This window comes from Pedobacter sp. Bi27 (assembly GCF_918698255.1).
Taxonomy (GTDB): domain Bacteria; phylum Bacteroidota; class Bacteroidia; order Sphingobacteriales; family Sphingobacteriaceae; genus Pedobacter.
In genome coordinates this window covers 36,330-60,800 of the sequence record NZ_CAKKMW010000006.1, presented here as the reverse complement: position 1 = coordinate 60,800, position 24,471 = coordinate 36,330, and the positions used below count along the sequence as shown (strand labels likewise).

Sequence of the window (24,471 nt, the reverse complement as noted above, 5' to 3'; positions counted from 1 at the left end):
AAAGCGTACGCCTGCTATTTTTCAATTTTGCCCAATTGCGAAATGCACCGCAAGAGACTAATCACGATACCATGGAGGAGCAAGAAGACCTGAACACATTAACGCAAGATCAAAAAACAGACGTTCTCCCACCCAAAAACACCCTAATTTTTAAACTCTTACAAGATTTACCGTTAAAAGCGGAGGAAAAAGTATTGGAAATCGGCCCAGCCGGCACCGAACACCTCTCTTATTTGTTTCAAAAAGCAAAAAACATTAGTTATTCTGGTACTTACCCTACTGAATCTGCGATGAAAGAAGCCTCTTTAACTTACAAGGCGGATGGTAACGCTGCAGAGTTCATTAAAACAACGGATAACAAACTCAATTTTCAGGATAATTTCTTCGATTATTGTTTTACGGCGAATACCATTTATTTTTGGCCGGATCCGCTAAAATACTTAGCTGAAAGCTACCGTGTGTTAAAACCAGGGGGAAAAACGGACCTTGCCTTTGTTGAAAAAAACTCTGGTGGCGACCTGCCCTGGACACAGCTCGATTTTACATTTTATGAGATTGATGAAGTAAAATCGTTTTTCGAACTATCGGGATTTGCGAATATCGAAGTAAAAAAAATGATGGAAATGGTAATGGATCAAAACGGAAAGGAAATCAGCAAACCGTTTATCGTAGTGTCTGGACGGAAATAGTGGATGATCTGGTTAAATTTAACAAAACATTTTCCTTAAAAAACTGGACACAGGATTTTGAAAAATTGCATTATTGAAGGCTCTATATATAGCCAATAAAAACACAAAACAGCCAAATGCGCTCAATAGCGCATTGGCCTTCGACATTAAATTATTGGCAACAACCTCAGCAGATATTTAAAGTTCTGCCATAATACTTTTGGCATCCTGGTCGTCATATTGATCGATAAGCTTGTTTAATTTGCCTTTTAATTGCGCAACAATACCTGCATATCCTATTTTGCCATATAAATTATTTTCTTCTGAGGGATCATTTTTTAGATCGTACAATTCCCAGGTATTCACGCGTTTGTAAAAGCGGATTAATTTATATCGTTCGGTTCTAACACCAAAATGAGGAGATACCGAATGTTCACCATTTTCATAATAATGATAAAACATAGCATCCCTGAATGCTACTTTTTTTGATTGAAACAAAGGCAGCATCGATTTCCCTTGCATAGCTTTTGGTATTTTAAGCTTTGCGGCGTCAAGCAAGGTTGGCGCAAGATCGAGATTCATTACAAATGTTCCGTTTTGACTTCCTGGCTTAATTACCCCAGGGTAACGCATGATCATTGGTGTTCTGAAAGATTCTTCATACATAAAACGTTTATCAAACCAACCATGCTCGCCTAAATAAAAACCTTGATCTGAAAGGTAGATTACAATGGTATTTTTGGTAAGATTGTGTTTTTCAAGGTAATCAAGCGTACGGCCAATATTCCGGTCGAGCGATGCTGCTGTGCTTAAATAATCGCGCATATAACGTTCATATTTCCACTCTACCAAAGCTTTGCCTGTTAAATTCCCGTTTTTTAAATCTGCTTCGATTGGCTTGTAGTAGGCATCGAACCTTGCTCTTTGTGCTAAGTTCATGCGGTTAACGCTCCCCTCTCCATTTTTGCTATAAGAAAGCATTTTCAGGTCGTAGCCCATTAACATGGTTTTATCAATGGTCATATCCTGTGCTTTTGCCGCTTCCCGGTTTACATAATTGTCGTAAAAATTTTTAGGCAAAGGGAATTTCACTTTATCAAATTTCCCCATATCAGCCGTATCCGGAAGCCAGGTGCGGTGCGTAGCTTTGTGCCCAATAACCAAACAGAACGGCTTCGATTGGTCTCTATTATCTAACCACTGCTCGGAGGCATCTTCAATCAGATTGGTTACATAACCTTCTTTATGCACGGTTTTACCATCCATGCCGATAAAATCGGGGTTGTAATACTGCCCCTGATCTGGCAGAATGCTGTAATAATCAAATCCCTGAGGTTTATCGCCCAAGTGCAACTTACCTATCCAGGCGGTTTGATATCCGCCAGACTGAAGGTGTTTGGCAAAATTATCCTGTCCATGATCAAAATGGGAGGTTTCATTATCTTTAAAGCCATTTTTATGGCTATACAAACCTGTTAATATAACGGCCCTGCTTGGTCCGCAAATAGAATTGGTTACATAAGCTTTGTTAAAAGTTACCCCCGACCGGGCAATACGATCGATATTGGGTGTTTGCGTTAATTTACTACCATAACTGCTTATTGCCTGAAAAGCATGATCATCAGAAATGATGATTACAATATTGGGTTTTTGCTGGGCATAGCCTATTTTGCAGCATAGCAGCGCAGTGATTAATATTATTTTTCTCATTGATGATTTTGATATGAATCGTATATAAAAGGCTTATCATTAACGTTTTTAGCTTCTTGCTAAAGCTGGGTATGATGCGTGCCGTATACCCGTAAATTTACAAAATGCCTGTTATTTTATATACTTTGGTAAAACGGAATTTACTATCTACCCTAACAGTTATGATTAATTTATCGTTATGTTGCTTAAAAATGATCTTCTTTGCATCTCCAGGTACTGTAACGTGTGGTACAAAATATACTTTAATTTATACTGATGCATCGTGTATTTTGGCGTGCCCCCAAGCTGAGCAAGGGGTCGGGCTATGCGCTGCAAGTCCTCGCTCGTTGCCTCGCTGTGGGCTTTTCGCTTCTATCCCTCACGCTTAATAACATCAGCTTAGTCCTTTGCTTACTTTGCGAAACCCTTAGCGTTCTTTGCGGTTAATTCATCATTCTAGTTAAGGATATTATTCATATCCATTTTCAAAAACGATGGTCTGCCGTTTTTTCAGGCTCACTTCGGCAATTCCATCATCGCCCATTTTTACACTTCCAGCAGGTATATCTCTTACTACATAGGTTTTAAAAGGCAGTTTAATTCTAAGTACGCGCGCTTTTTCTGCATATACTTTTACTTTTGTTGGCACACCGTTTTCCTTATTCCCGCTTACTAAAAAGCCGCCTTCAGCACGTAAATCATTAAAAGCTACATCTTTCCAGCTTTGTGGTACAGCTGGGAATGCCTGTATATAACCATTTCTGCTTTGCAATAAAAGTTCCTGAACACCCTGTGCAAAGGCAAAATTGCCTTCTAAAGTAAAAGGGCGGTAGGTAAAACCAGAATACTGCCCTCCTTTTTGATCGCCATTTAAATGAAAACTGTTGGACGAACAGAAATTGGATGCAAAAATTTCCAGTTGTTTTACCGCCTTATCGGCCTGGTAAGCCCTTGCATATAAAGAGGCCATCCAGCTAAAAGAGTAACCACACCATGCCCTTGTACCAATTTCTTCTAACCGTTTTAAGGAATTATCAATAATGGTTTTGTCTTGCTTGTTGTTAACATCCAATAAATCGAGCGGATATATGGCCATATACTGCGAAAAATGCCTATGAGAGCTCGTTAAATCAGATCCAGGGGCAATAGTAAAACCGGTTTCATTTATTTCATAACCCGGTAACTGATTCAGCATTTCCGTCCAATGTTTGCTTTCATCTGTCTTGCCTTTTGCCTTGCTTACTTCGGCCGCAGCTTTAAATAAAAATTTAGCTAACGATAAATCATAGTTGGTCCAGTTTAAGAACCAGGCTTTAATACTGTTATCGTTAAATTCAGGACTAGAGCTTAAAGGCAGTGAACGTTTGCCTTCTTTCAACCTGGTAATGTTCTCCAGGTAGGTTGCAGCTTCATGAATATATGGATAGGCTCTCCTTTTAAGAAACCTATCATCCATGCTATATTTCCACTGCCAATAAAAATGTTGCGAAGTCCATGCGCTTACAGTTGGCGAAAGCGAATACTGGATCCATCCGCCCATCGGATCGCCATTTAAAGTAACTACACCAGGAACATTTAAGCCTTCAACACCAAAATACTGTTTGGTATAAATAAGGTTATTTTTTCTGATTTTCCATAGCCAATCTGTAAAAGTGGCACCTTCAGCTAAATGGTTAGCGCTATATGTTGGCCAATAACTCAATTGGGTATTTAAATCATTGTGGAAATCGCCTTTCCAGGGTGGCAAGCTACCGTTATCGGCGGTCCAAACGGCTTGTAAAGTTATGGCAGGTGCCCCCTTTCTGGCTACACACCCTAATTTATACATTTCTAAATAGTATTGTTTTTGAATAAGCTGATCCGGTACAGCGATATTCGATTTATTCCAGAAATCTTTCCACCATTTGGTATGAGCATCCCAGCCCGTTGGCTCTTTCGCTGTTGAAGAAATACCAGGTAATTTTGCAGCTTTATCATTACTAATGGTCCAGGAACCGATTACATTGCCATTAGCCATTGTTTTCCATTTAACCAACACTTCATAATAATGTCCATCATAAGTAGGCTGACGATAACGGACACTATTCATCGTATTGGTAACTGTTCCTTTTGCATAACCCAGTTTTTGCAAACCCTCACCTGCATGGCTATTATCGCCTTTTTCTATCAGATTATTGGCGTAATTATGCACAATCAAGTTAGGCACGATTGCCGTAGATTTAAGATTTTCGAAACTAAAATATCCCCGTTGCCGCTTTGCATGAATGTAACAGTTAAAAACAGTACCATTTTCAAATTTTACCGTGTTTAAGGCTGTTTCGATATCCAATTCATTCGATACTACTTTACCTAGTTTAGCGATATCAAATTCCATTGCCGCTGCAGGCAATTTGGTTGGATATGGACTGTTATCATAAGGTTCATCGCCTATTTTTTGAACGGCAGCGTAGTTATTTTGATGAACCTGCTCTTCTACCCATTTAAAATTAAGCTTCGAGATATCAAGCGACTTACGTTCGTCCCACAGATCTGCACGATCTAAAGAAAGACGTAGTTTATTGTTTTTTTTCCATATTAAAACACCTAACATACCATTTCCCAAGGGCATAGCTTCATCCCACCTGTTAGCGAGTTTAGGAAAGGAAAGATTATAAGGTTTTAATGATTGGGCATAAATAAAGCTCCCAATGCATTGAAGCAATAACAGTAAAAAGATTTTAGTTTTCATTTGTGTTTAGAAATGGTTAGCGCCTGTGGTAGCGTATCAATTTCTAAAATAATGATATTAAATTACAATAAAACCGCTAAAATTTGCGCAAACGTTTGATGGGTAATATAAAACAGGCAATTGCGAAAAAAAGATTAGTGTACAATTTTGAAAACGAGTTCTTTTAAGAGTTCTCCATCTTCAACATTTCCCGTACTATCTAAACCTTTGCTTTTTAAATCGTATTCGCGGAGTAAACCGATCACCTGGAAAACTTTTCCGGTGTTGTAATTTCTTGCAGCTACCTCATAATCTTTAACAAAGAATGGAGGCACGCCCAACGCTGATGCCGCATCGGCCTTATTTGGGATATAATGGTATTTTAGAAGTTTAGTAAAGTAACCACCTAAATTGGCCAGAACCATTACTGTTGGATTGGCTTTAGGGTTGCTGGCGAAGTAATTGATAATTTTATTGCATTTCAGCACATCGCGGATGGCCAGTGCTTTCTGTAATTCGAAAACATTATATTCTTTACTAATGCCTATATTTTTCTGAACCAGATCGGTATTAATGGTTGTCTCTTTCGGAACATTAAGCATTAATTTTTCGATCTCGTTGGCAATTTTAGAAAGGTCAGTTCCTAAATATTCGGCCATTAAAGCCGATGCCTGCTGATCGATCTTGTAACCTTTATCTTTAATAAATTCTTCAATCCAGGGTACCAGTTTATAATCGCGTACAGGATCTGACTGAAAAATCAATCCACTTTTATTAATGGCCTTGTAGATTTTTTTACGCTTATCGAAATTGGCATATTTAAAAGCCAATACCAAAATGGTACTTGGCAAAGGTTTTTCAAAATAATTGAGCACAAATTCGCCCTCTTTACTACTCGAATCTTCTTTGCCCCACTTTAAATCCTGTGCTTCCTTAACAATTACCACCTGATAATCCGACATCATCGGGTATCGCTTTGCAGCACCCAAAACCGTAGCCATATCGGTATCTTTACCATACAAAACCGTTTGATTGAAACCTTTTTCGGCATCGTTCAATAACTTATCTTCAATATAATCTGTTACTTGATCGATATAATAAGATTCTTCTCCATGTAACAGGTATACAGGTTTGAATTTTCGGGCTTTGATATCTTTAATAATTTCGGCAGCAGTCATTGCCCGTAAAATTACGATTTAGGTTTAACGATTTGGATAAATGTTTATAATTTAAGAGATGTGAGATTTGAATACTAGATGTGAGACATGAGACACTAGATTTGAGATTTGATTACATATCTAAAATTAAACTAACTTTGAAGCCGTAATAATTGATAAATTGTTTATTGTTGCATGGTTAACTGCCAATTGCAAACTGATAACCACCAACTGAGAAAATGTTTACCCCTACTCCGCTTAACCTACCGCCCTATCCATTTAAAATTACCCAAAAAGATGATCTGGTTTTTATTTTCGATGAGTTGAGGAAAAAGCACCTCGTACTTACACCTGAGGAATGGGTCCGTCAGCATTTTATACAGAACCTGATTTTGGAAAAGAAATTCCCACGCACGTTGATCCAGATTGAAGGTGGTTTGGTGCTAAACCAATTACAAAAGCGGAGTGACATTTTAGTGTATAATACGGCTGGCGAAAAGCTGATGTTAATTGAATGTAAGGCACCCAAAGTAAAGATTACGCAATCGGTTTTCGATCAGGCATCACGATACAATTCTATACACCAAGCCAAATGGATTGTGCTAACCAATGGTTTGCAACATGTTTATGCGAAGATGGACCTTGAAAAAGGTAAGTTTAACTTCGTACAGGAAATGCCTGAATATTTGGGGCTGTAGCTTTTTGCCACGGAAACACGGAAAATCACAGAATAGAATTACTCCAGTTTTAAATAATGTTATCCATCTATCGGTTGGTGTCCCACCGACCGAAACTTAATCGGCATCCACAAAACGAAAGTAGAATCACAGTTCTTCTTGGTCGGTGTGACACCAACCAATAGAAAAATCTTTTTTTGTCACCCTAAGGGTTAATCTATTGTATAAAAATCAATATTAATGACAGTTTTTTTTTGCAAATCATAGGCTGCGAGGAATCGTCATTCCCTCCAAGGGAGTTCCTTTGGAACAACTTGATTGGGAACCACGTAGTGCTCATGAATGCCTCTAAATAAAAGGAAAGCTTATGAATAATCGTAATGCAAGCGCTTTAAGATTAGCTTCGCTGAGCACTCCGTGGTTCCCGCCTGCGCGAGAATGACGACCGTACTGATGGATTCTGTCAATGGTAGCGTAGTCGAAGGGCAAAAAAGATTGGAGCAAAAAGCAGGACGGAGGTTAAAAAGATCCACTGCAATTGCTTTCCATAATAAAATGAAAGTAGAATAATTATCTTCTTGGTCGGTGTGACACCAACCAATAGAAAGGTCCTTCATATCTATAATTGACAGATTGTAGAAATCGGTCGTCATTTCGACTGAAGCGCAGCGAAATGGAGAAATCTTTGAACTATTCAACAAACATAGTTCAAAGATTTCTCCACTGCGGTCGAAATGACGATTTATCTTAACCTGTCATCCCACCGCGTTTTTTTTCAAAAACTGATCCTTAAGGTAACAATCACTTTAATTGCGTTTTCTGAATCATGCTATGCAATCTTCAATAGTAGCAAAAACCTTCCGATTTTAAACCTGATTGACGCGAAAATCCTTTTTTGTCACCCCGAGCGTAGTCGAAGGGCAAAAAAGATTGTAGCAGAAAGCAGGGCTAACTTTAAAAAGATCTACTGCAATTGCTTTCCAAAAAAAATTAGGAGCATTAAAAATCCTTTCATTTTCCGTCAATCGCGAGGAGGAACGACGAAGCAATCTTACAACGATCGCTATTAATCTATCTTTTAGATTGCTTCGTCGGCTGAAAAAGCCCTCTCGCAATGACGATTTTGTGCAGATGACAGATTACCTAAACACTATATTCCGTCTTCCAAACCTGTTTATTCCCGCTATAAATGGCCTCGTTACACATGGCCACACAAATAGCCGCTTGCGTTCCGGTATTGATATTTGATGCTGGTTCTTTCTTGGTTGTTATCGATTTATAAAATTCATCCAAGGCATAATTTGTACCATCAATGGTGGCTTTATCCAAAATCGGGATTCCACCATCTTTATTTACCACAATTTTTGTGGCCCCAGTTACGCCATCAACAATACCTAATTTTTTTTTAGCACTTTCTTCAGGATAAAACAAGCCGGTATTGGTAAGCAAAGAAACTGAACCTTTGGTACCCTTAATCTTAAACAGGTAACCATCATGCGCATTGCCGCAAGTAGCTCCAAAATTGCCGATCATGCCTTTTTCGTTATAACGGAGAATAGCCTGAATATTATCGTAGGTTTCGCGCCCGTCTTTAAATACATCTATCCCACCAGATCCCATAATTTCATCAGGCTGCGTTTCGAAAGCCCAATTGATAAAATCAATCTGGTGCGATAAAAGTTCGGCGGCTAATCCGCCAGAATACTCTTTATACATCCGCCAGTTGATCTTACGTTCTAAAGCCGGATCTGGCACTGCCCTACGCCAGTTGCCATTACGGTCCCAACGGCAATCGATCTGGCTAACCTTGCCCAAATAACCACTTTGGATCATATCCTTCACCTTAAAATACAAAGGCGAATAACGGTACTGATAACCCACCTGAAAAACCTGATTGGGATATTGTTTCACCAGTTTTTTAAGTTCGAGTGCCTGGGCAATATTGTATGTCATGGTTTTTTCTACATACACATGTTTGCCAGCCAGTACTGCATCTTTGGCAATTCTGAAATGTTCACTTAAAGGTGTGGCAATAAAAACCGCGTTGATTGTTTTATCGTCTAAAACTTTGTGATAATCTTTTATGGCCTTTGCATCTGCAGGAACATACTTTTCGGTTTCCTTAAGCCTAAAATCGAGTAAATCGCAATAGGCTTTAATTTTATACTTTGCAGGCATTGATTTAATTACCGACAAAACACCTTTGCCACGATCGCCACAACCAATCATTGCCACATTAATAACTTCATCAGCCACTAAATTAGCAAAGCCCTGGTTACCCAAAAGTAAACCAGAGCCTAACAAAGCTGATGTTTTAACAAACGATCTGCGCTGCATCTATAATGTTTTAATTTTAATCGTCCTGAAATCTACTTTGTTACCATGATCCTGAAGGAGGATATGTCCTTTTGGTGCTTCACCAAAGTTTTTCCAGTCTTTATATTTACTAATGGCAACCAGTTTTTTAAATTCTTCAGAGCCGCGGGTATATTCTAAAACTTTAACGCCATTTAAATAATGCTCTACTTTGTTATTTGGATACACCACCAAACGGCCATTGTTCCAGCTTCCAATTGGGCGTAAATAACGCGCTTCTTTTTTCGAAGTCATTAAATCGTATAACGAAGCTAAAGTTCTGTTTCCATCTCTACCTAATTTTGCATCTGGATGTAAAACATCATCTAAAACCTGATACTCTAGACCAATAGCAGAACCTGTATTTTTTTCGCTCAGGGTAACAAAATATTTTACGCCACTGTTGGCACCTGGGGTAAGCTTAAACTCGAACGACAAATCAAAAGCGGCATATTCATCCTTGGTTACAATATCGCCGCCGTTGGTCGATTCTGCACCACCCGATGGCTCTACACTGATAATGCCATCGGCAATCTTCCATCCTTTGGCAGGAAAAGTAGTTTTATAAGCACCAACCCAACCTGCATTGCTTTTACCATCGAACAAAAGTTTATAACCTTCCGATTTTTCGTAAGCAGATAAGGTATTGGGTGTTAAATTAACCGTATAAATTCCTTTTGGAAAAGCTTTGGCTTTTAAGCCGGCTGTTTGAATGTTAATGTTTTTGAAATAAACTTTCTTGCCATCATTATCGAGGTTATTGCCAATGCCATGAACCTGCAAACCGATAAATCCTGATTTATCCAAAGTATCGATCACGTAGGCAACAGGTGTTCCATTTACCCAGGTTTTGGTTTCGTTACCAATACATTCTATTTTGTAATGGTTAAACTCATTCTTTTTATACAGTGATTTTGCCGATGGGTTAAGTTCTAAAGGATATAGCCATAATCTTCTGGCCTCGTCGTAAATCCCACCTGTCCATGCCCTTGGTGTAGGGTCTATTTCTACCTGCCTGCCAAAAACCAATCCTTTACCGTTGTTTCCTTCTGGTTTAATATGACTGCGTGTTTGTACGCCGGAGTTGGTGGTTTCACCTTCCAGCTTCACATCGAGTTCTAAAATGAAGTCGCCATATTCTTTTTCAGTGATTAAGAATGAATTTGGTGTTCCTTTGGTCATCGTTCCGATAATCATTCCGTCTTCAACTTTGTATGGCGCGGCTCCTGCAACTGCTTTCCAACCGGTTAAGGTTTTACCATCAAATAATGGTTTTGCTTTTTGGGCAGCGGCTGATAAACTGATTAGCGAAAGGGCTAGAATACTATACTTTTTAAAATTTAACATGATTGGTTTTGTCTTGCTGTCATTGTGAGGAAGAATGACGAAGCAATCTTTTTTTTTAAGTAGACTTCTTCATTCCTCGTAATAACGATATGCTGTGATTAATATTTAAATACTTTTCCGTTTGCGAGTACTTCTTGTCTGCTTTCATCGAAAATTGCTTTTGCACCTGTTCGTACCGCAGCATTGGTCATGATATTGGCAATAGAGTGTGAATAACCAGCTTCAACGGGCGCATTTGGTGTTTTACGGCTACGCACACATTCCATCCAGTTGCGCATATGTCCAGAGGTTAACGCATCGCCACCCATATTGGCTCCTGTAGCCGCTTTAATTTCAGTTTTACTTAAATCAAATTCAGGCAAAAGATTGGCTTTTAAGCCCATGGCTGCAGCCTCTCTCTCCTTTAAACCACCTTTTGGCGATACTTTATTGGTGATTAAATTCAGCTCGCCACCGTTAGAATAGTAAACCTCGCCCACATCGCCTACACTATTCTGCATTCTTGAGGTAAAAGTAACCTGGAAACCATCTGTTGTATCGGGCTGACCATAATCGAATACGGCAACCATCGAATCCCAGTTTCTACGGCCATCTTTCCAGGTGTAAATACCTCCGTTTGCCACTACACTTCGCGGATGTTTTAAATTAGTAAACCAATGTACGGTATCAATCTGGTGCGACATCCATTGCCCTGGCATACCTGAAGAATATGGCCAGAACAAGCGGTATTCTAAATATTTTCTTGGATCGAAGGCTTCGTTTGGTCGGTTCAATAAGAATCTTTTCCAATCGATATCTTCTTCTTTTAATTTGGCTACTAAATCTGGTCTGCGCCATCGGCCTGGCTGGTTTACATTCCATACTAAATCTACAGCAGTTATCGGCCCAAATTTTCCATCCTGAATAAATTTTGCTGCATTGGTATAATTCTCTCCACTCCTTCTTTGCGAACCAATCTGTACAATCTGTTTACTTGCTTTAACGGCTTTAAATGCAGCTTTGGCATCGTCCATGGTTTCGGCAAAGGGTTTTTCTACATAAGCATCACAGCTGGCTTTTACGGCCTCGATGGTGTGAAGTGCATGCTGAAAATCGGCGGTACTGATAATCACCGCATCAAGATCTTTTGTGGCATAAAGCTCATCGTTGTTACGGCAGGCTTTAATATCGTGACCAAACTTTGCTTTTAAATGGGCAATTCCTAAATCTCTCCGGTAGTTCCATAAATCAGAAAGACCAACGATATCGAAATTGAGTTCCTTGTTGTGGTTCAGGAAACAAGGCAAAAGGGTGTCTTTAAAGCGATCAGAAAATCCAACAACGCCCACGCGTACCCTATCATTTGCACCGATGATACGTCCATAACTTTTGGCGCTCATGCCCATGGCACCTGCATAGGTTGCTGCAGCAAATATTGCCGATTGCTTAATAAATTTTCTTCTGGAATTTTCCATTTGAGGATATTAGGTTAGATTAACGCTTAAATAGTGTACGATCTGACAGATCGTTTTAACAAAATCTAAAATATGGTTAATAAAAACAAACCTTAAATATTCGAAAGTAATATTTTTGAAACCTTATCTTGAAATAATGGCTTACAATCATATTAACCTTAAATAAATGGCCAGAAAACCATTATTTAAGTGAATAGCATACTTTTATAAATATGTAGGAAAACGTTTGAAATAATTTATTCAGGTAACTTACCGGAATATTAAAAAATTAACTGAAGGGCTTTTATAGCCTCCAGTTATTCGTTGTTGTTTGAATAAGCAAAGTATCACGGTCTTGTAGCTCATTTAAGAAACGATCATTGAAATCGCCAAACAGATGACCGCTAGAAAGGGCAGCTCTATTATACAAGCGCAATTTATAAAGATAACCAGGGATAGTAAGGGCCTTTTTGTTCCCAGTAGCTTTAAATCCTAAATCTGCCCTGTAAATAACGGAAGGCATTGATGTTGGCTGACTGATTACCCTCACAGGCTGGGTATAAATACTCGTTCTATATATTAAAAAAGACCGGTCTAGTGATGCCTGGTTTCCGAACACATTCCCAGGAAATAGATGAACATCTCCCTTAAAATCAATATTTGCAGAATCTTTTACTTTATAAGTCCAAAATCCTTCTAATGCGCCTGGATATCTAATTTCAGCAGAATCGGGTTTGGTAAATTTTATCTGATAAAAATCTGCATCAAAAGAATTAACAAAGGCATTTCCCGCGAAATTAGCAATTTTCGGTTGGTCCAAAACTTCACCATCTCTGGTCCACATCCTCATTTTCCCCCTACTATAAGATTTATAATTTAAGGAAATCGGATATTTCAGTTCTTCTTCCTTATCGCTTTCTTTTTTACAGGAAACAATAAATAATAACAGGCAGGAAAAGATGCATAATAAATTTCGAGAGCACATCATATTTTTAATTAAAGACCTACAAGGCTTTTAAAGCCTTATAGATCTGTTACGGTTATTATCCTAAAACCGCTAAGCTTTCTTCAATAATTTTGATTTTAGCTTCAGCGTCGGCTTTTTTATTCCGCTCGTTTGCAATAATTTCCGGTTTTGCATTCTGTACAAAGCGTTCGTTGCTCAATTTAGCATCTACCGACTTTAAAAAGCCCTGTAAATATGCTAAATCGGCATTTAAACGCTCACGTTCTGCTTCCACATCAATATTTTCGGTCAGCGGGATGAAAAATTCATCTTTGCCCGCCATAAAAGCAGTTGCGCCAACAATTTTGTCGTTTACAATTTCGGCTTCTAATACATTGGCCAATTTGAAAACAATATTCAACCATTTTTCATAATCAAGATCAGAATTTATTTTGATACTTAAAGGCAAAGCTTCTTTAGGAGAAATTTGCTTCTGGTTCCTTACATTTCTAATTTCGGCTACCACGGTTTTAATTACCTCCGCATCTTTCAATAATTGCACATCAAAAGCCCCGCCTTTCGGGAATTCGGCAACAATACAACAGTCCATTTCTCCACGTTCGGCAAACAGATCGTCATGCCACAGCTCTTCAGTTAAGAAAGGCATGTTCGGGTGCAATAATTTGATGATATTTTCGAAGAAACCGACTGTAGCTTTAAAACTCTCCGCATCAATCGGTTGCTGATAAGCTGGCTTAACCATTTCTAAGTACCAGGCACAGAAATCATCCCAAACCAGTTTGTAAGTGATCATTAATGCTTCTGAAAGGCGGTATTGTTTAAAGTTAGCTTCAATTTCTACCAAAGCTTCGTTAAAGCGGTTTTCGAACCAGGATATGGCCTGGGTATTTGGGTTTGCTAAGTTTTCGTCAACTTCCCATCCTTTTACCAAACGGAAAGCATTCCAGATTTTGCTGGCGAAATTACGCCCCTGTTCGCAATAACTTTCATCGAACATTAAATCGTTTCCGGCAGGTGACGACATTAACATCCCCACACGTACCGCATCGGCACCATATTTTTCGATCAATCCAATTGGATCAGGTGAGTTACCCAACGATTTAGACATTTTACGACCTAATTTATCGCGTACAATACCTGTTAAGTATACATTTGTAAATGGTTTTTTACCCATAAACTCATGTCCAGCCATAATCATACGGGCCACCCAGAAGAATAAAATTTCAGGCGCCGTAACCAGATCGTTGGTTGGATAATAATAATTGATGTCTTTATTTTCAGGATTTTTAAAGCCATCGAAAACTGAAATCGGCCATAACCATGACGAAAACCAGGTATCCATCACATCGTCGTCCTGTCTTAGAAACGGCTCTAACTGATGTTTGAATCCAGCTTTTTCTGTTTCTGAACAGCTTTCATCCAAATGTTTTTTCTTCCAGAATTCTTCTAATGCTTCATCTTTAGTTTTGGCAACCACCCAATTTCCTTTATCATCGTACCAGGCCGGGATCCGCTGTCCCCACCACAGCTGGCGACTAATGTTCCAATCGCGGACATTCTCCATCCAATGGCGGTACGTATTTTCAAATTTATTTGGAATCAGGTTTACTTCTCCATTTAATACATCATCCAAAGCTGGTTGTGCCATTTCTTTCATCTTCACAAACCATTGCATGGAAAGTTTTGGTTCGATAGCGGCATCTGTACGTTCAGAAAAACCAACCTGCGATTTATAATCTTCAACTTTGTCCAAATGCCCAGCTTCTTCCAGCATTTTGGCGATTTTTTTACGGGCAACAAACCTGTCTTCGCCCACTAAAATAACCGCTAATTCATTTAAAGTTCCGTCATCGTTTAAGATATCTGTAACTGGTAAATTGTGCTTAACCCCCAACTCATAATCATTCAGATCGTGCGCTGGTGTAACCTTTAAACAACCTGTACCAAACTCAATATCAACGTACTCATCCTCAATAACCGGAATTTCATGATTAATCAAAGGCACAAAAACCTTTTTACCTTTTAAATGTGTAAAACGCTCGTCGTTCGGGTTGATACAGATTGCTGCATCGGCCATAATCGTTTCCGGACGGGTTGTAGCTACAACAAGATAGTCAGGAGTCTGAAGTCCGGAGTCCGAAGTCGTATTGCCTACAATGGTATATCTAATATAATATAGTTTTTGATTTACTTCCTTACGGATTACTTCTTCGTCAGAAACCGCAGTTTTACCGGCTGGATCCCAATTTACCATACGGATACCACGGTAAATCCAGCCTTTTTTGTACAAGTGGATAAATGAATCGATCACCGCTTCAGAAAGATCTTCTTCCATCGTAAAACGGGTACGGTCCCAATCGCAACTTGCACCCAGTTTCTTTAACTGTTCTAAAATAATGCCGCCGTATTTCTCTTTCCATTCCCAGGCATACTTCAAAAATTCTTCCCGTGAAAGATCTTTTTTATTAATCCCCTGCTCCTTCAACATCGCCACAACTTTTGCTTCAGTAGCAATAGAGGCATGGTCGGTTCCAGGTACCCAACATGCATTTTTACCTTGCATACGGGCTTTACGAATTAAAACATCCTGAATGGTATTGTTAAGCATATGCCCCATGTGCAGCACACCGGTGACGTTTGGAGGCGGAATGACGATGGTGTAAGGTTCGCGTTCATCGGGTTCGGAGTGGAAAAATTTCTTCGATAGCCAATAGCTATACCATTTATCTTCTGTTTCTGCAGGATTGTACTTGGTGGATATGCTCATGAATGATATTAAAAGTCCAAAAATAGCTAATTAAGCTGAAAGACCAAAGCAGCGTAAGCCGAAACGTATCCTTATGCGTTTAATTATTCCCCTCTTTTAGAAGGGTGTCCGTAGGACGGGGTTTATTTTTTGGAAAGCAAGTGCTGCATACCATTTAATTTTGTGCTCATAGGCGTATTAACCGCCATTATACTCTTTAATGCTGATCCAAATGGTATTATCCAAAAATCAAAAGCGAAAAAATAAGTTAATCGATATCATCAAAAACATCATCTAATTCCAATTCAAAACCTGGTAGTACCGATGAAGTGATTTTTTCGCTATGGGTAAATATTTTGGAAGGCTGAAATTTGCCCGAATCATTAAGGGTGTAAATGAGGATGCTTTGATCGCTTTGGCTAACCACCCAATATTCTTTAACACCAAATTCTTCGTAAACGCGGTATTTATTAAGCAATTCCATTTTGGTATTGCCAGGAGATAAAATTTCTATAACAAGATCGGGAGCACCAATACAACCGCGGGCATCTAGTTTGCTTTTATCACAAACAACACAAATATCGGGCTGTAATACCGTATATACATCCTTATCAGCTTTACTTTCTTTTGGAAAACGGACATCAAATGGAGCTGAATAAACTTTGCAGGGTTTACCCTTTAAAAAATTGACTATAGGATTTAATAAATTGATAGAAACTTCCTGATGTACCCTTGAAGGTGCAGGACTCATTTTAAAGATTTTACCTTTAATCAGTTCTACTCTTTCAGGAAAAAGCCAGTTTAAATAATTAGAGTAGCTATAAGTTAATGACGCATCAAGTTCATTGAATTGCCTTACGGGTTCATCATCGTTTAAAACCGGATATGGAATAGGCTTAGACATAAACGAATATACTAATTTTTATAGTATTCTGCCTTTCTATTTCTCAACATATCTTGCTTACTATCAAGAAGTTTTCAGTTGGCAATTGGCAGTTATCATTGGACTAATGAAGCGTAAATCAATATTTTAATCTAAAGTCGCTACTCCAAGTTCAGTTAACCTACTAACCAATTTAAACAATTAACCAACTAAGGAAACTTCATTTTCTGTATCCTCACCGCATTTAAAATGGCCAAAAGTGCAACGCCAACATCGGCAAAAACGGCTTCCCACATGGTGGCAATACCACCTGCACCTAAGATTAAAACCAATGCTTTTACCGCGAATGCCAATACTATATTCTGGATCACCACCTTTTTGGTTGCCTTTCCGATTTTAATAGCAGTTGCAATTTTAGAAGGCTGATCGGTTTGGATAACTACATCGGCTGTTTCAATAGCAGCATCGCTCCCCATTGCCCCCATGGCAATACCAATGTCGCTAATGGCCAATACAGGCGTATCATTTATTCCATCGCCAACAAAAGCCACTACCTTGCTTCTGTCACTTTTAATTTCTTCAAGCCTGTCTACTTTATCTTCAGGTAATAAATCACCAAAGTAAGCATCAATACCTAAACCTGTTGCTACTTTTTTAACAATTGAAGTTTTATCACCGCTCAGCATCACGACCTGTTTTATTCCATTTTCGTGGAGCTGCTTGATGGCCTCTGCGGCGTCTTCTTTTATTTCATCGGCAATTAAAACATACCCTACATATTTTTCGTCAACGGCAACAACCACAATACTTTCTTCAATAGCTGTAATCTTGACATCAAAGGCAATATTAAATTTCTCTAAAAGCCTTGTGTTCCCTGCCAAAACCGCTTTGCCATTTACAGATCCCTTTAAGCCCATTCCAGCAATTTCCTCAATATTTTCGGCTGGATGAATTTCTTTCTGGCCTGCGTATTCTACAATGGCCTTGGCAATTGGATGGGTTGATTTTGCTTCAACAGCAGTTAATAAATTCAAAAATGTTGCTTCATCGATACTACTTTCTACTTTCTGAACCTTAAAAACACCTTTTGTCAGGGTTCCAGTCTTATCCATTACAACAGTATTCAGCTTGGTAATTAAATCGAGGAAGTTAGAGCCTTTAAAAAGAATTCCATTTGCCGATGCAGCACCAATGCCTCCAAAGTATCCTAATGGAATAGAAATCACCAGTGCACAAGGGCAAGATATTACCAGGAAAACCAGTGAACGATACAACCAGGTTTGGAAATGATATTCGCTTCCTAAAACAAAGATCGGGACAGTAACCAGCGCAAGGGCTAAAAAGAAAACAATTGGTGTATATATTTTAGCAAACTTGCGGATAAAGAGCTCGGTTTTAGCTTTACGTGTAGTGGCATTCTGAACCATTTCCAAAATGCGCGACAATGTACTATCGGCAAAAGCCTTGGTTACTTTTACTTCGATTACTTTATCGAGATTAAGCATCCCCGCCAAAATCGATTCGCCCTTAATAATTGTACGCGGTTTACTTTCGCCCGTTAAAGCAGCGGTATTAAAACTGCTTTTATCGCTGACCAGTTCTCCATCCAGGGGGATTTTCTCACCAGCCTTTACTTGTATCATTTCGCCAATTTCTACCTTTTCAGGATTAACATCTTCGTATTTCTCATTACGGAATACATGTGCTACATCTGCGCGAACATCGAGCAATGCTTTAATATTCCTTTTGGCACGGTTTACTGCAGCCATTTGAAACAACTCGCCAATGGTATAAAAAAGCATTACCGTTACGCCTTCCGGATATTCGCCAATGGCAAACGCACCAATAGTAGCGATAGACATTAAAGAGAATTCGGTAAAGAAATCTTTGGCTTTAAAAGTTTCCCAAACCTCACGTAAAACCGGAATACCCACAGGTAAATAAGCTACTACATACCAATAAGGCCTGATGATCTGAAATGCAGGAACTGTAAATAGATTATCAAATGCAATTCCGATCAGCAGCATAACCAATGTTACAATGGCTGGCAGATAAGTTTGAAAGGCCGACGGATCTCCACCATGGTCGTGGTCGTGTTCGTCGCCTTCTTCGTGTGCATGATCGTGGTTATGTTTTGGAGTGGAATGTACTTTACTGCTGCAACAGCTATCTTCTTTATCGTGTGAGTGGCTCATTATATCTATTGTATGCTAAACATCATTTTTATTTATTATCGATAAAACCTCGCAGGTTTAGATAACCGTTTTCAAATTTATGGAAAATAAAATGCTTTATCCTGAATCGTTCTTGATAGCAATAATTTTTACAAGCGCACAATAAATTCTGTTAAAAAATGTTAATAGTGTATAAAAGATTTAAAATCATGAAATCTATTAAAATTTCTTTTTCAGCGTCCGAACTTATCAGGCGACTTGGTTTAGCAAAAATTTACTACTGGTTTAACAAGTAATATTCTTAATATATAACACCAGTATTAATTAGTATTTCATAAATTTCGCATAATTACTAACTTATTAAGCGAATGAAATACCAAAATTTGAAAAGATGTTTTGCGGCGCTAGGTATAGTCGCTGCAGGCTTTTCTGCAAATGCACAAACCAAAAAATTTATCGACCCTGCTAACATGGATCTTTCCGTTAAGCCAGGCGACGATTTCTACACCTACGCAAGTGGCACGTGGATAAAAAACAATCCTGTTCCTGCTAAAGAAACGCGTTGGGGTTCATTTAACGAACTTCGCGATTTCAACATCAATGCTGTTAAATCTTTAGTAGAAGATGCAGCTGCTGATAAATCTGCTCCTGCAGGTTCGGTCAAGCGTAGAGTTGGCGATTTTTATACGGCTGCCATGGATAGTGCAACCATAGAAAAACTAGGCTATATGCCAATAAAAGCCGATTTAGAGAAAATCAAACAGATTAAAACCATTCAAGGTGTGCTCGATCAGGTGGCTTACATGCGAACCAATGGTTTGGGCGGTGGAATGTTCGGCCTGGGTGTTGGTCAAGACCGCAAGAATGTAAACAAGTATATGGTGAATATTGGTCAGGGTGGCACAACACTTCCCGATCGTGATTATTATCTGAAAGATGATACCCGCAGTGTTAAAATCCGCGAGGCTTACAACACCTATATGGTTACGCTATTTACCTTAACAGGAAGTACCCCTGAAGAAGCAAAACAAAAAGCAGCAATCGTTTATAAAATTGAAAAGCAATTTGCCGAAGCGCAGATGAGCCGTTTAGAAATGCGTGATCCTTACGCCACCTACAACAAACTTACTGTTGCAGAACTGAACAAAAAAACGCCAGACATTAACTGGACAACCTATTTACCTAAATTCAAAATCAAAAATCAAGATACTGTTCTGGTTTCATCGCCTAAATTTATGGCAAGCCTGGACGGGATGTTGAAATCGGTTCCGGTTACAGATTGGCAAACTTATCTGGAGTGGAACATTTTAAAAGGTTCTGCCTCTAGTTTAAGTTCTCCATTTGTTAAGGCAAGTTTCGCTTTCACACAGGCACAAACTGGCCAGAAAGTACAAACACCACGTTGGCAAAGGATGTCATCTTTAACTGATGGCACTATTGGCGAATTACTAGGCCAGCTTTATGTAGCCAAGTATTTTAAGCCAGAAGCTAAAGAACGCATGAACCAGATGATTGTGAATTTGCGGAAAGCATTCGAAATCAGAATCAATGGTTTAGAGTGGATGAGTCCTGAAACCAAACAAAAAGCTTTGGCTAAGCTCAATGCATTTACACCAAAAGTGGGTTATCCGGAAAAATGGAAAAACTACGATGGTTTAGTAATTAATAAAGATACCTACTTCCAAAACTTACGTAATGCAAGCGTTTGGGGTTACAATGAAATGGTTGGTCAGTTAGGTAAACCTGTAGATCGCAAACGTTTTGGTATGACTCCTCCAACAGTTAATGCTTACTACAGCCCTACCCTGAACGAAATTGTTTTCCCTGCAGGTATTTTACAGTTTCCTTTCTTCGATCCAAATGCCGATGATGCCGTTAACTATGGAGGTATCGGTGCGGTAATCGGTCACGAAATGAGCCATGGTTTTGATGACAGCGGAAGTCAGTACGATGCTGCTGGTAATTTAAAAAACTGGTGGACAGCTGAAGACAAAGCTAAATTTGATGCTAAAACAAAAGCTTTAGGTGAGCAGTTTGATGGCTATACCGTATTGGATACGGTTCATGTAATCGGTAAATTGACTATGGGCGAAAACATAGGCGATTTAGGGGGCTTAAACGCGGCTTATACTGCTTTTAAAATGACTAAACAAGGTCAAAGCAATGAGAAAATTGATGGTTTTACACCAGATCAGCGTTTCTTCCTTGCCTGGGCGCAGGTGTGGAGAGGTAATATTTTACCAGAAAGTGCCGCTCAGCTAATTAAAACCGACCCACATTCGCCAGGCCCGTACCGTACTATCGGTGCACCTGTAAATATGGATGCATGGTACAATGCTTTTGATGTTAAACCTGGCGATAAATTATATAAAAAGCCAGAAGACAGAATTAGAATGTGGTAGTTTTAAGGTGGAGGGCTGGAAGGCAGAAGGTGTAAGGTTTTTCCACTCAATAGTTTAAAATCAATTATTTATCATCCCTATATTACAAGCGCCCCGATTTCATTGGGGCGTTTTGTTTTATTAGCGTGGTATCAGATGTAGCCATCTGACACTGGCTGAAATTATCAATTCAATTCACCGAATTAATCAATTCTTTGTAGATATTGAATAAATTAGTTGGATGTTACCATCCGACTGCACGATTGCTCACACTCCTTGGTTTGTGTCTCCACAAACCAACAATTAAACCAAGCTCAATATTTCTTCCAATTCAAAAAATTAATCAATCTCCTTTCAACAATTCTTAATTATCATTCTATCTTTGGAAAAACATAAGCCCCTATTTCATGAGAAGCGCATTCAAAACAATTCTTATCCTAAGTTTAACTTTATTCTCTTCAATAACCTTTGCTCAAGAGAATAAGTTAATCAGTCTCGAAGCACTGGTAAATAAAACCGATCCGGCCTGGCCGTTGGTAAAAAAGTGGATCGATTCTGCCAAAAATAAGGTGGAGATTTTGCCAGTTGATTCTGCAAAAGCAAAAGAAGTTTTATATCACTCGCAAATGACTACCTATGCTACACTTGGTTCGGTAATTTACAATACCGGAGGCATTATGGTTGATAATGGCTGGATTAGAATTTTAGGTTCGGGCAGCGAAAGATTAAGCCGAAATATTGCCGAATGGAACAAAGGAAAAACCATAAAAGAATATGGCGATAACATTCCCTACCTATTAATTGCTGATGACGCTGTAGGTGGTTTCTTTGCCATTAATTATGGTGGCTTGGGTAAAGACATTAAAAACGTGTATTACCTAGAACCAAATACCTTAACCTGGCAACCACTTGGTGCGGGATATGGAGAATTTCTTGTTTTCTGTTTTGATAGTGATCTTTCTAAATTTTACAAAGGTTTGCGATGGAGCAATTGGAGCCAGTTTATTGCGAATTTAGATGGCACCAAGACTTATAGTTTCCGTCCATATTTATGGCAAGAAGGAACAGATATTGAAAAGTGTACCAGAAAACTGGTAGGCATTGAAGACATGTACCGTTTTAATATCATGAAGTCGAAAGAACTGAATGCAGATAAAGGCATAAAAAAAGATGATACACAAAAGAAAGAAACCAAAGAAGAAACCAAAAACGAGCAGTAAGTTACTGTCTATAAAATAATTAATGCCTAATACACTTGCCACCATCACCCAGATTAAAAATACCAGGGCTTTCATATTGGAACTGGTAAAAGATTTGAGCACTGAACAGTTAAATAAAATCCCTACAGGTTTTAACAATAATATTATCTGGAATATTGCGCATTTAACTGCAACGCAACAAAACATGTGTTATATAAGATCTGGACTTGAGATAACTGTTGAGGAAAAATATTTCAGCCCTTTTTTAAGCGGAACAAAGCCTGAAAAGTTTATTGGACAGGAAGAGATCAATTCTATTTTCGACGCACTCTTAAACAGTATGGATCGTTTAGCATCTGATTATTCGAGTGATATTTTTCTAAAATTCGACCCTTGGGATAAACGTTATGGCATGAAATTAAACTCAATAGAAGATGCAATAAACTTTATCCCTTTCCACGAGGGTATGCACATCGGCTACATCATGGCCTTAAAGAAACTTGTATAAAAATCTTACATTGAAGATATCCGCTGCTTTAATGCTTCTATGGCAGAACTTAAGCGTACTTTGCCTGTGTTTTTTTAGGTAATTTAGCTAAAACCATCGCCCTCGAATCGGCCACCCTTTTTTTCAGTTCTGTTTCGTTAAACACCTCCAGATTATCAACACGGATCCATTGTCGTTTAGCCATATGGTGTGCCTGTTGTATGCCATCTCTGGCCGTTAATGCATCAAACTCTTCGGGATCACACTTTATAGAGAAACTGTTATCTTCATCAATAGCGATAATGAAATACATTTTTTCTTCAATCATGAAGCACAAATGGCCCCATTTCATTCCCTCGGTTGTACCAGGTAAATTCAAACAATATTCTCTGAAAGATTCAATATCCATTTTTAGGGTTTAGGGTTTAGGGTTTAGGGTTTAGGGTTTAGGGTAAGACCAAAGCTAAGAACAAAAGATTAAAGCTGAAAGGACAAAGAGAAAATTCAGAAGTCGGGGTACGAAGACTAAAACTAAAAAACTAAGGACTAAAGCGGTTTAACTTCACCTCCTATCTCTGGCTAATTTATCCCTAAATCCAGAAATCGTTTAAATGCTGCATTCATGTCTACACCATGATCCTGAAATCCAAAAATCATATTAATCCTATATCTATATTTGCACTACGATCTTGAAATCCAAGAATCATATTAATCCTGTATCTATATTTACATCATGATCTTGAAATCCAAAAATCACATTAATCCTATATCTATATTTGCATCATAATCTTTAAATCCAACAATCCTTAAAATCCTAGCTCATGAACATTATAACGCCTACTGCTGATGGTTCGAATACACTTTACAATGAAACTATAGGCGAACATTACCACAGTAAACATGGCGCATTACAGGAAAGCAGACACGTATTTATTGATGCAGGATTAAAATTCGCTTCAACTAATTTAACTGAACTTTCCATTTTGGAAGTTGGTTTCGGCACGGGACTGAACTTTATTTTAAGTTTCGAATATTGTGCTGCAAATAACATTAAACTTAACTATACCAGTATCGAAGCCTTTCCGCTCACTACAGCAGTAATTGAGCAAACAGGTTACGCTGCATATGTTCCCGAAATAATATGGGCCGATTTTATATCAAATTACCCTGAAGCGTTAAAAACACCTCAAAAATTAACTTCGCTTTGCACCTTAGAAATTCCGCATACTACATTGGCCGAATACCAGAGCGACCAAAAATTTGATGTGATTTATTATGATGCCTTTTCTGTGCAGCACCAACCCGAAATGTGGAGTGATGAAATTATTGCACATGCCTGCAGTTTCTTAAAACCAGGCGGAGTTTTTGTAACCTACGCCATTACCGGAAAGCTGAAAAGAGCCGTTAAAGCCTGCGGATTTACCATCGAAAAATTACCTGGCGCTCCAGGGAAAAGGGAAATGCTTAGGGCCACCAAAGGTTGAAGGTTAAAAGGTTGAGGGCATAAGGTTCGGCACGCCCTTGTCCAGCCTCGCATCCGATAGCCGTCGGATAATGATTTGTTGTTTAAAAAGCTAAAACATACCCTAACTTAAGGTTCT

The 24,471-nt window shown here is 38.7% G+C and carries 17 protein-coding genes; 6 read left to right on the top strand and 11 right to left on the bottom strand.

The annotated features are described in order from the left end of the window. The first annotated feature begins 71 nt into the window (after nt 1-71). Nucleotides 72-689, top strand: coding sequence for a class I SAM-dependent methyltransferase (locus LQ227_RS19480; RefSeq protein WP_230144864.1), 618 nt, complete (start codon nt 72-74; stop codon nt 687-689). 177 nt (nt 690-866) lie between these two features. Here LQ227_RS19480 and LQ227_RS19475 read toward each other — a convergent pair whose 3' ends face one another. The 3 genes from LQ227_RS19475 to holA form a co-directional block, all read right to left on the bottom strand. Next, on the bottom strand, nt 867-2,378 hold the full coding sequence (locus LQ227_RS19475) for a sulfatase (RefSeq protein WP_230150621.1): 1,512 nt from the start codon (nt 2,376-2,378) through the stop codon (nt 867-869). Between the two features lie 448 nt (nt 2,379-2,826). Further along, nucleotides 2,827-5,085 (bottom strand): glycoside hydrolase family 95-like protein, encoded by a 2,259-nt coding sequence (locus tag LQ227_RS19470; RefSeq protein ID WP_230144862.1) that lies wholly within the window; start codon nt 5,083-5,085, stop codon nt 2,827-2,829. Between the two features lie 134 nt (nt 5,086-5,219). After that, nucleotides 5,220-6,242, bottom strand: coding sequence for a DNA polymerase III subunit delta (gene holA / locus LQ227_RS19465; protein WP_029275124.1), 1,023 nt, complete (start codon nt 6,240-6,242; stop codon nt 5,220-5,222). A gap of 218 nt (nt 6,243-6,460) precedes the next feature. Here holA and LQ227_RS19460 point away from each other — a divergent pair, with 218 nt between their 5' ends. Next, a complete protein-coding gene (locus LQ227_RS19460; RefSeq protein WP_230144861.1) occupies nt 6,461-6,919 on the top strand; it encodes a type I restriction enzyme HsdR N-terminal domain-containing protein in 459 nt (152 codons plus the stop codon). 1,122 nt (nt 6,920-8,041) lie between these two features. Here LQ227_RS19460 and LQ227_RS19455 read toward each other — a convergent pair. From LQ227_RS19455 to LQ227_RS19425, 7 genes are all read right to left on the bottom strand, one after another. Then, nucleotides 8,042-9,235: a Gfo/Idh/MocA family protein gene (locus LQ227_RS19455; protein WP_230150619.1), complete on the bottom strand. Its 1,194-nt coding sequence runs from the start codon at nt 9,233-9,235 to the stop codon at nt 8,042-8,044. Next, nucleotides 9,236-10,600 (bottom strand): DUF1080 domain-containing protein, encoded by a 1,365-nt coding sequence (locus LQ227_RS19450; RefSeq protein WP_230144859.1) that lies wholly within the window; start codon nt 10,598-10,600, stop codon nt 9,236-9,238. 98 nt (nt 10,601-10,698) lie between these two features. Beyond that, nucleotides 10,699-12,054 carry a Gfo/Idh/MocA family protein gene (locus LQ227_RS19445; protein ID WP_230144858.1) on the bottom strand — a complete coding sequence of 452 codons (1,356 nt, stop codon included), beginning with the start codon at nt 12,052-12,054 and terminating at the stop codon, nt 10,699-10,701. A 283-nt stretch (nt 12,055-12,337) separates the two neighbouring features. Next, a complete protein-coding gene (locus LQ227_RS19440) occupies nt 12,338-13,021 on the bottom strand; it encodes a hypothetical protein (RefSeq protein ID WP_230144857.1) in 684 nt (227 codons plus the stop codon). Nucleotides 13,022-13,076: 55 nt separating this feature from the next. Then, entirely contained in the window at nt 13,077-15,767 is a 2,691-nt protein-coding gene (locus LQ227_RS19435) for a valine--tRNA ligase (RefSeq protein ID WP_230144856.1), read from the bottom strand. A 247-nt stretch (nt 15,768-16,014) separates the two neighbouring features. Continuing rightward, nucleotides 16,015-16,650: a Uma2 family endonuclease gene (locus tag LQ227_RS19430; protein ID WP_230144855.1), complete on the bottom strand. Its 636-nt coding sequence runs from the start codon at nt 16,648-16,650 to the stop codon at nt 16,015-16,017. 188 nt (nt 16,651-16,838) lie between these two features. Continuing rightward, the gene (locus LQ227_RS19425; RefSeq protein ID WP_371824750.1) at nt 16,839-18,824 is read right to left on the bottom strand and encodes a heavy metal translocating P-type ATPase; all 1,986 of its coding nucleotides are present in this window, start codon (nt 18,822-18,824) and stop codon (nt 16,839-16,841) included. 347 nt (nt 18,825-19,171) lie between these two features. Here LQ227_RS19425 and LQ227_RS19420 point away from each other — a divergent pair, with 347 nt between their 5' ends. From LQ227_RS19420 to LQ227_RS19410, 3 genes are all read left to right on the top strand, one after another. Continuing rightward, nucleotides 19,172-21,205, top strand: a complete 2,034-nt coding sequence (locus LQ227_RS19420) for a M13 family metallopeptidase (RefSeq protein ID WP_230150618.1) — start codon at nt 19,172-19,174, stop codon at nt 21,203-21,205. 386 nt (nt 21,206-21,591) lie between these two features. Further along, the gene (locus LQ227_RS19415) at nt 21,592-22,404 is read left to right on the top strand and encodes a DUF2625 domain-containing protein (protein WP_230144853.1); all 813 of its coding nucleotides are present in this window, start codon (nt 21,592-21,594) and stop codon (nt 22,402-22,404) included. A gap of 22 nt (nt 22,405-22,426) precedes the next feature. Next, nucleotides 22,427-22,891, top strand: coding sequence for a DinB family protein (locus tag LQ227_RS19410; protein WP_230144852.1), 465 nt, complete (start codon nt 22,427-22,429; stop codon nt 22,889-22,891). 49 nt (nt 22,892-22,940) lie between these two features. Here LQ227_RS19410 and LQ227_RS19405 read toward each other — a convergent pair whose 3' ends face one another. Continuing rightward, nucleotides 22,941-23,279, bottom strand: coding sequence for an MmcQ/YjbR family DNA-binding protein (locus tag LQ227_RS19405; RefSeq protein ID WP_029279813.1), 339 nt, complete (start codon nt 23,277-23,279; stop codon nt 22,941-22,943). A gap of 412 nt (nt 23,280-23,691) precedes the next feature. Between LQ227_RS19405 and mnmD the strand changes: the two genes are divergently transcribed. Then, nucleotides 23,692-24,354: a tRNA (5-methylaminomethyl-2-thiouridine)(34)-methyltransferase MnmD gene (gene mnmD, locus LQ227_RS19400; RefSeq protein ID WP_230150615.1), complete on the top strand. Its 663-nt coding sequence runs from the start codon at nt 23,692-23,694 to the stop codon at nt 24,352-24,354. Nucleotides 24,355-24,471: the final 117 nt, after the last annotated feature.

Coding starts and splice junctions, on each gene's coding strand:
- mnmD (WP_230150615.1), top strand. CDS start 23,692: ATGAACATTATAACGCCTACTGCTGATGGTTCGAATACACTTTACAAT.
- LQ227_RS19460 (WP_230144861.1), top strand. CDS start 6,461: ATGTTTACCCCTACTCCGCTTAACCTACCGCCCTATCCATTTAAAATT.
- LQ227_RS19435 (WP_230144856.1), bottom strand. CDS start 15,767: ATGAGCATATCCACCAAGTACAATCCTGCAGAAACAGAAGATAAATGG.
- LQ227_RS19415 (WP_230144853.1), top strand. CDS start 21,592: ATGAGAAGCGCATTCAAAACAATTCTTATCCTAAGTTTAACTTTATTC.
- LQ227_RS19450 (WP_230144859.1), bottom strand. CDS start 10,600: ATGTTAAATTTTAAAAAGTATAGTATTCTAGCCCTTTCGCTAATCAGT.
- LQ227_RS19440 (WP_230144857.1), bottom strand. CDS start 13,021: ATGATGTGCTCTCGAAATTTATTATGCATCTTTTCCTGCCTGTTATTA.
- LQ227_RS19410 (WP_230144852.1), top strand. CDS start 22,427: ATGCCTAATACACTTGCCACCATCACCCAGATTAAAAATACCAGGGCT.
- LQ227_RS19430 (WP_230144855.1), bottom strand. CDS start 16,650: ATGTCTAAGCCTATTCCATATCCGGTTTTAAACGATGATGAACCCGTA.
- LQ227_RS19480 (WP_230144864.1), top strand. CDS start 72: ATGGAGGAGCAAGAAGACCTGAACACATTAACGCAAGATCAAAAAACA.
- LQ227_RS19455 (WP_230150619.1), bottom strand. CDS start 9,235: ATGCAGCGCAGATCGTTTGTTAAAACATCAGCTTTGTTAGGCTCTGGT.
- LQ227_RS19420 (WP_230150618.1), top strand. CDS start 19,172: ATGAAATACCAAAATTTGAAAAGATGTTTTGCGGCGCTAGGTATAGTC.
- LQ227_RS19405 (WP_029279813.1), bottom strand. CDS start 23,279: ATGGATATTGAATCTTTCAGAGAATATTGTTTGAATTTACCTGGTACA.
- LQ227_RS19425 (WP_371824750.1), bottom strand. CDS start 18,824: ATGAGCCACTCACACGATAAAGAAGATAGCTGTTGCAGCAGTAAAGTA.
- holA (WP_029275124.1), bottom strand. CDS start 6,242: ATGACTGCTGCCGAAATTATTAAAGATATCAAAGCCCGAAAATTCAAA.
- LQ227_RS19475 (WP_230150621.1), bottom strand. CDS start 2,378: ATGAGAAAAATAATATTAATCACTGCGCTGCTATGCTGCAAAATAGGC.
- LQ227_RS19445 (WP_230144858.1), bottom strand. CDS start 12,054: ATGGAAAATTCCAGAAGAAAATTTATTAAGCAATCGGCAATATTTGCT.
- LQ227_RS19470 (WP_230144862.1), bottom strand. CDS start 5,085: ATGAAAACTAAAATCTTTTTACTGTTATTGCTTCAATGCATTGGGAGC.